This window comes from Vibrio sp. OPT41 (assembly GCF_015163595.1).
Taxonomy (GTDB): domain Bacteria; phylum Pseudomonadota; class Gammaproteobacteria; order Enterobacterales; family Vibrionaceae; genus Vibrio; species Vibrio alginolyticus.
Window position 1 is genome coordinate 1 of the sequence record NZ_JADDYH010000042.1, and the last position, 6942, is coordinate 6942.

Here is a 6942-nt window from a genome sequence, read left to right on the forward strand (position 1 = left end):
TCAAGAGTGATTCGGCACGCGTGGCATTTTTACTATGCGTTGGTTTTAGTGGTTAAGGTGGTATGCGGAAGCTTCGGTATTGCGCGCCTCACACCTTAGCAAGGCGTTAGCTGCTTAGAGGAAAAATGAAGATCCAAGATAAAGCTACATCAAGTTCCAATTACATAAGATTTATCGACAGAGTAATCGAAAATCGAACTGTTTGGGGACTTCAGCATCCTGATGGTGGTTGGGCAGTTTGTAATTCGAATCAGTATCCAGACGCATCAGTTTATGTTTTTTGGTCAGATAGAGCATACGCAAGTCGGGTCGCAATTGGTGATTGGGAGTTGTATGTCCCAAGTCCAATTAACCTAGATTCATTCGTTGATAATTGGCTAAAAGGTATTCATAGCGATGGACATCTTGTGGGTCTCAATTGGGATGCAAACCTCTGTGGTACTGAAGTTGTCGCAATTGATGTGGCAAAAATGTTGGTACGCAGCTAACAAACTGTTTAAGAGGGATTCACAACGCGTGGCATTTATACTGTGCGTTGGTTTAAGTGATTAAGGTGGTATGCAGCAGCTTTGGTATTGCGTTGCTCACCCCTTAACAGGGCGTTAGTACGGGTTTGACATCAAAGGTCATAAATTTTGGTGTTTATCTGTTTTGGCGCTCGTATTTACACCTTTCAGCTAGTGCCTTTCACGTTCTTTCCGGTGGCACTATATGCGAAGTGTTCGCTTTGATTTCATCGTTTACGGCTTCTAACTCTTATCCTATTTCTTTGGTGCTTCTTTATTTTCGTGGTGGTTTTTGAGAGAACCTTGATCACTTTTGTTGTGGCTGTTGAAGTACGAGGAAAGAATCCTTTTCTAATTTGAAGCAAGTGAAAGTAGGGCAGTTCAATGCGTTTTTCTTCTAGCCAACTTTCGTCTTTCAATCGGGGTAAAGTTTTGTAGCTGCCCGTCTCACTTCAGTGTTCAAAGCCTTTCATATCATCTCAGTTTTCAATATCTTGGAGCGCATAAATAGAAGTAGCGCATGTACTAACAAATTGCTTAAGAGTGATTCGTAACGCGTGGCATTTTTACTTTGCGGTGGCTTATGTGATTAAGGCGCTGTGCGGTAGCTTTTGTATTGCGTTACTCACACCTTAGCAAGGCGTTATAGCGCAGCGGTATTTATCAGAAGAGGGATTATGCGCATTGATTTAATAATGATCGAGAACGAAAATCAACTTCATGAATTAATGGCTAATTGCTTTGGTTTTCCAGATTATTATGGAAAAAACTGGGATGCTTTTTGGGATTGCCTTTGTGATTCGGATTTGCCTAAAGTCATAGAGTTTGTAGGTTCTAGTCATTTGAAGTCAGCTCACCCAGAGAGTTTCGAATCTTTAAAAAGTTGTTTTGATGACTTGAGCCGAGAGTATCCAAATATAGGTACCAGAGTAGATTGGAACTAATGCGCTATAACAAACAATTTAAGAGTGATTCAGCACGCTTGGCATTTTTGGCTTGGGTCAAGTTTAGTGATTAAGGTGTTCTAATTAAGTATCGTGGTAGCATGCTTCACACCTTAATTGGGCGTTATAACTTAGAGGGTTTAAAGTGTCAGTTTTACTTACAGTAGTTTCAGGTTTCTTAGTTTTTGTTTTAGGGCAGTTTGTTTTGAAATTAGTGCTAGAGCCGATAGTTTCCTTTAAAGAGGCTCTTGGCTCATTGTCAGCATTTTGCTTAAAAAATCGTGCAAAAATTACTAATGCAAATGCTTCTCTAGATGATCAAAATGAACTGCGCCAGATTATATCTATAATTCTATCAAAAAAAAGAAGCAATCCCATTCTATTCAAAAGTGGCACGCTTACTGAAGCTTCCTCGTGAAGTAGATTTACTTAAAGCTTGTAAAAACCTAAATTTTGTCGCGTATGAGATGTGTAAAGATACGGCTACTCACAAAACAGGTACGGTAGGTTGCACACAAATTGTATTTGAACTTCATGCAACAAGCGACTTATTAGATTTGCGCTTGGATTTTGAAACGTTATAACAAGGCGTTTAAGTCAGATTCCCAACGCTTGGCATTTTGCATTCAAAGTTGGGGTTTGTGTTTACGGTGCAATGGTTTAGGTTAGGTGGTTAGCGTTGCTCACTACTTAACGCGGCGTTAGTTGAATAGGGAAAATCCGTGAATATTTTTGAAGCATTTCTTAATGTGCTTGCGCAAGTCTGGTATCTAGTGCCTTTATTGCTCATTGTTAGCGTTTTCAAAAGTAGGTGGCTAAAAGGTGTATTCGGTGAGTTTCTCGTGAACCGTCTTTTGTCCAAATTACCAGAGTCTGATTACACACTAATAAAAGACGTAACGTTGCCGACTAACGATGGTACAACTCAAGTCGACCATATTGTGGTTTCTAGATATGGCATCTTCGTCGTTGAAACTAAGAATATGAAAGGTTGGATATTTGGTTCAGCTCGCCAGAAACAGTGGACACAAAAGATTTACCGTCATTCCTCTAAATTTCAGAACCCACTGCATCAGAATTACAAGCACATAAAAGCTCTGGAAACCTTGCTAGGTTGCAGTGAAGAACACTTGCATTCAGTTATTGTTTTCATCGGCAACAGTACCTTTAAAACCGAAATGCCTCCAAACGTTACCTACGCTCGAGGAAGTATTCGATACATTCAGCAATTTAACGATGTAGTGTTCTCTGACAATGATTATGCTCGGTTAACAGAGTCTATAAACCGGTTAAAGTTAAAGCGCGGAGTCATTACGGATTTAAAGCATCGTAAACATGTCAAAGGAGTTGTTGCATCCCAAGTTAGCTCAAATCAGTGCCCCCGTTGCGGCTCTGAAATGGTGTTGCGTGAAACCAAGCGTGGTGAAAATATAGGTAAACAGTTTTGGGGTTGTTCAACTTTTCCCAAGTGTAGAGCGGTGAAACAATTCAACTAACAAACTGTTTAAGAGTGATTCGCAACGCGTGGCATTTTCATCATGCGTTGGTTTTAGTGATTAAGGTGGTATGCAGGAGCTTCGGCACTGCGTTGCTCACACCTTAACAGGGCGTTATGCTCTAGGAGGTAATTTTGCTCGATTTATTCAAAAAAGTGCTTCTAATTAACCTCTCAGCGGCTCTTATTGTTATCGCTCTAGCTCAGTTTGTTCCATTCTTTGCTACGACTCGGTTGGTCGACTTTCTTTTCTTTGTTGTCATCATCATATGGATTTTAGCGAAGCTAATGTGGGAAGGTGGTGTCCATAGTAAGACGACTCGGTTAGATGATCCTAGAAGAGATAAAGTTTACAAAATGGTAGAAGGGCATGATTTCGAAAAGGACGAACGAGAGCACTATCGAATGAACTACCAAACAGGCTTAGTTTTCTTCATAGCCGGTCTACCGGCGTTTATTGCTTGTTTAGTCCTTCAATTTCTTTAAGTACGAGCATAACAAAGCGTTTAAGACAGATTCGCAACGCTCGGCATTTTTGGTTTGCTTTGAATTTAGAGTTTACGGCACAATGTTTAAGTCTGGTGGTGGCGTTGCTCACTACTTAACGCGGCGTTATGTAGCCACGAGAGGACGGTAAGTTAAAAGGATTTATATATGTTAAATATTCGCCAAGCTCGCATTGAAGATATCAGTGTTATCAAGAAACTACAGTTTCAGCTTAATGAGTACCATCAAGCAAATTTACCTGATGACTTCTTATCACCGGAAGAAATTGAACAAAAAATAGACCTACACAAGATAATCGAAAGTGAAAGCTCGATTTTTCTGGTAGCCGAAAGCAAAGGGCAGTTAGTAGGTTTTGTTTTTGGTGAGCTATGGGTTCGTAAGTCTTGGACGCTCAAACAGCGAAAAATCGCGAGCATTGAACAAATAGTAGTGGATTCATGCTTTAGAAGCCAAGGCGTTGGACTGGCGCTAATAGAGGCATTTGAGAAAAGGGCTATTTCTAACGGCGGAGAAGAGCTGTTTTTAGAAGTATATTCCTTCAATGAATCTGCTTTAGGTTTGTATCGCAAAGCTGGTATTGCCCCCAAAATCCTAATTGGGCAGAAAGCACTAAGCTGAAAGTCGGCTACATAACAAATTGTTTAAGAGTGATTCGGCACGCGTGGCATTTTTACTATGCGTTAGTTTTAGTGGTTAAGGTGCTATGCGTAGGCTTCGGTATTGCGTGCCTCACACCTTAACAAGGCGTTATAGCGCACGATAAAATTGAATATGGATAATATCGAAAAAGAGCTCTATCAAGCAGCAATAGAACTAGTAAATATGCGATATCCTTCTGGTTGGGGTGGAGCTGCGGCTGTTAGAACAGAGTCAGGAAAAATATTAACAAGCATTGCTCCTGATACTAAAAACGATGCTCTTTCACTATGCATGGAGGTGGGAGCGTATTTAGAGGCTCACAAACTCAATGAGCGAGTGACCCACTCATTATGCCTGTGTCGTGAGAGCGAGAACGATGAATTTCTAATTTTGTCACCATGCGGAGTTTGCCAAGAGCGCCTCGTCCATTGGGGTGGGGATGTCAAAGCAGCAATTACGACTTCAGGGAATGCATTGGTTTTCAAGACTATACGAGAATTAATGCCTCATCATTGGTCACTTGTAAACGGCAAAGCGCTATAACAAACTGTTTAAGAGTGATTCGCAACGCGTGGCATTTTTACTATGCGTTGGTTTTAGTGTTTAAGGTGGTATGCAGTGGCTTCGGTATTGCGTTGCTCACACCTTAACAGGGCGTTAGCACTTCGGAGGAATAATGGATATATCCAGTGGGCTTTTAGCTTTGATTAGCGCTTCGTTTGGGGCTGTATTTACTTTTTGGGGGCAGCGAAAGCTTCTGGAACAACGCATTAATTTAGAGTTCCGAGCTAAACAAGCTGAATTGGTACAAGAAAAACAAAAAGTATTGTTCGATAAGCTAGAAACAAAAATTGAAGAAGCACATGTATTAGTATCTGAACTAGGAAGAGAGTTTTCGCTTACGTTTCTCAATATAGATTGGGAGGCAAATTTAAGCATGAGTGACTACGATGCGAAATACCGTATTTTGTGTGATAAATGCTCTAGATTGCAAATGCTCGTTGATCTGTATGTTCCGACTTTAAGTGAAGAAGTAAATGACATGTCCGAAAATATGAATATGTATTGGGGTAACTTTAGAATTGTTCTTTCTAAAACAGAACAAGGAAAAAAGCCCGATGAACTTGGAAATGTATTCGAAAATGCGGTTAAGTATTCTAGATTGGTTCCTGAACAGGCGTTTTCGATTAAATTTGGGTTAAGTGACTATTATAGAAATCAGGTGTTGAGAGCGTGCTAACAAAGCGTTTAAGACGGATTCACAACGCTCGGCATTTTCGGTTTGATTCAGCTTCAGTGTTTACGGCACAATGGTTTAGGTAGGGTGGTCTGCGTTGCTCACCACTTAACGCGGCGTTATACATTTGGAGCAATATGAAACTTAAGCAACTAGAAAATATGCTCTACAAGGCGACCAAATCAATAATAGTAAGGTTGTCGTCTGAGTTTCCGCAGCATCACTTTTATTACGTAGCTTTGGTCACAACTGGAGAGGGGCATCGACCTATATTTTCGGCTTGGTCTGACGAACTATTGCAAACCGAAGCTTCATCCTTTGAAGACCGAGAAGAAATAAAATGGTCATATGCAGACTCACCGTTGTTTGGTTTCTGCGATGAATACTTCTCAGGTGTTGAACTGCTTTTGGACAATGCGAGCGCTGAATGTGGTTTTAGTGAAGAGACTACGACAGTTCTTTTATCTGCGATGGAGTCGACTCTTAAGCGTTTGTATATTGAAGGTTATTTAGATAGCTTAAATTGTCGAGATAAGCTCTATATCAACGCAGAAATCATGCCGCCAGACGCGACAAACGTTGAACGAGCATATAGGTTAAATCCGCGTGAGTCCTTAGATAGTTGGCTTCGAGAGGCGGCGGAATAAATGTATAACAAATTGTTCAAGAGTGATTCGGCACGCGTGGCATTTTTGCTATGCGTTAGTTTTAGTGGTTAAGGTGGTATGCGGGAGCTTCGGTATTGCGTGCCTCACACCTTAACAAGGCGTTATACCTTCGGAGGAATTGTGACAGAGTCAGAAAGCCAATTTGAAGCAACACTCTATTCTAAGAATATTAAGTTTCGAAAAATCCCTGAGTCTGAAGGGAAAACACCTGATTATGAAGTTTATCTTGGTAATCACCTAAGCTATTGGGAGATTAAAGAACTCACTGAAAACCCATCTGAAAAACAAGTATTACGTGACATTGAAGATGAATGTTTGGGCATATATCAAGTGAACTCCGATCGTGTTGTAAACAGTATTAAAGATGCGGCTAAACAGCTAAAAAACTACGGAGAATCAAAAGCTAGTAGGGTCATTGTTTTATGTGATTGCCGAGACTTCGCAACAATGGATTTCTTATTCATTCCGAGTATCCAGAAAGCGATGTTAGGTAAAGCTGAATATTATGCTCATCGAGATGGATCGTTCGAAGAAATAAAAAGGCATCCAGGTTTGCTGACAAATAGAATGAAGTACATCAGTGCGATAGCTGTACTTTCAGTGAAAACGGGTAAAATTCTATTTCTTCATAACCCAAACGCTACCGTTTCATTGTTCGAAACTGACCTAATAAAACATTTTGATAATCATCAAGTTTTTGAAAAAACCGGTGGGACTAATACTTGGCAACAGGTATAACAAAGCGTTTAAGAGCGACTCACAACGCGTGGCACTTTTGATTTGCGTTGGGTTGAGTGATTACGGTGCTTTGCAGAGGGTTATGTATTGCGTTGTTCGCACCTTAACGCGGCGTTATGTACTTTAAGGAAAATTGTAACCAACTCTAAAGGATCGAGAGTGATAGATCATTTTGAAATTAAGGTAGTTGCATTCGAAGAATGTCGTG

General features: G+C 40.5%; 10 protein-coding genes. All 10 read left to right on the forward strand.

Annotated features, from left to right (window positions below; translation table 11 throughout):
- Positions 1-125: 125 nt before the first annotated feature.
- The 10 genes from IQP38_RS18290 (at position 126) to IQP38_RS18360 (ending at position 6734) form a co-directional block, all read left to right on the forward strand.
- Positions 126-488: a DUF2750 domain-containing protein gene (locus IQP38_RS18290; protein WP_060657850.1), complete on the forward strand. Its 363-nt coding sequence runs from the start codon at positions 126-128 to the stop codon at positions 486-488.
- A 695-nt stretch (positions 489-1183) separates the two neighbouring features.
- Positions 1184-1450 carry a barstar family protein gene (locus tag IQP38_RS18300; protein WP_025527397.1) on the forward strand — a complete coding sequence of 89 codons (267 nt, stop codon included), beginning with the start codon at positions 1184-1186 and terminating at the stop codon, positions 1448-1450.
- Between the two features lie 145 nt (positions 1451-1595).
- On the forward strand, positions 1596-1868 hold the full coding sequence (locus tag IQP38_RS26555; RefSeq protein ID WP_228010110.1) for a hypothetical protein: 273 nt from the start codon (positions 1596-1598) through the stop codon (positions 1866-1868).
- A 304-nt stretch (positions 1869-2172) separates the two neighbouring features.
- A complete protein-coding gene (locus IQP38_RS18310) occupies positions 2173-2946 on the forward strand; it encodes a nuclease-related domain-containing protein (protein WP_193837850.1) in 774 nt (257 codons plus the stop codon).
- Positions 2947-3080: 134 nt separating this feature from the next.
- On the forward strand, positions 3081-3431 hold the full coding sequence (locus IQP38_RS18320; RefSeq protein ID WP_104975420.1) for a hypothetical protein: 351 nt from the start codon (positions 3081-3083) through the stop codon (positions 3429-3431).
- Between the two features lie 168 nt (positions 3432-3599).
- Positions 3600-4070 (forward strand): GNAT family N-acetyltransferase, encoded by a 471-nt coding sequence (locus tag IQP38_RS18325; RefSeq protein WP_085319722.1) that lies wholly within the window; start codon positions 3600-3602, stop codon positions 4068-4070.
- A gap of 153 nt (positions 4071-4223) precedes the next feature.
- Positions 4224-4634 (forward strand): cytidine deaminase, encoded by a 411-nt coding sequence (locus tag IQP38_RS18335; RefSeq protein WP_021033956.1) that lies wholly within the window; start codon positions 4224-4226, stop codon positions 4632-4634.
- Between the two features lie 133 nt (positions 4635-4767).
- Positions 4768-5331: a hypothetical protein gene (locus IQP38_RS18345; protein WP_047104097.1), complete on the forward strand. Its 564-nt coding sequence runs from the start codon at positions 4768-4770 to the stop codon at positions 5329-5331.
- Between the two features lie 134 nt (positions 5332-5465).
- The gene (locus tag IQP38_RS18350; protein ID WP_193837852.1) at positions 5466-5975 is read left to right on the forward strand and encodes a DUF4303 domain-containing protein; all 510 of its coding nucleotides are present in this window, start codon (positions 5466-5468) and stop codon (positions 5973-5975) included.
- 141 nt (positions 5976-6116) lie between these two features.
- Positions 6117-6734 carry a hypothetical protein gene (locus IQP38_RS18360; RefSeq protein WP_054579703.1) on the forward strand — a complete coding sequence of 206 codons (618 nt, stop codon included), beginning with the start codon at positions 6117-6119 and terminating at the stop codon, positions 6732-6734.
- The last annotated feature ends 208 nt before the right edge of the window (positions 6735-6942 follow it).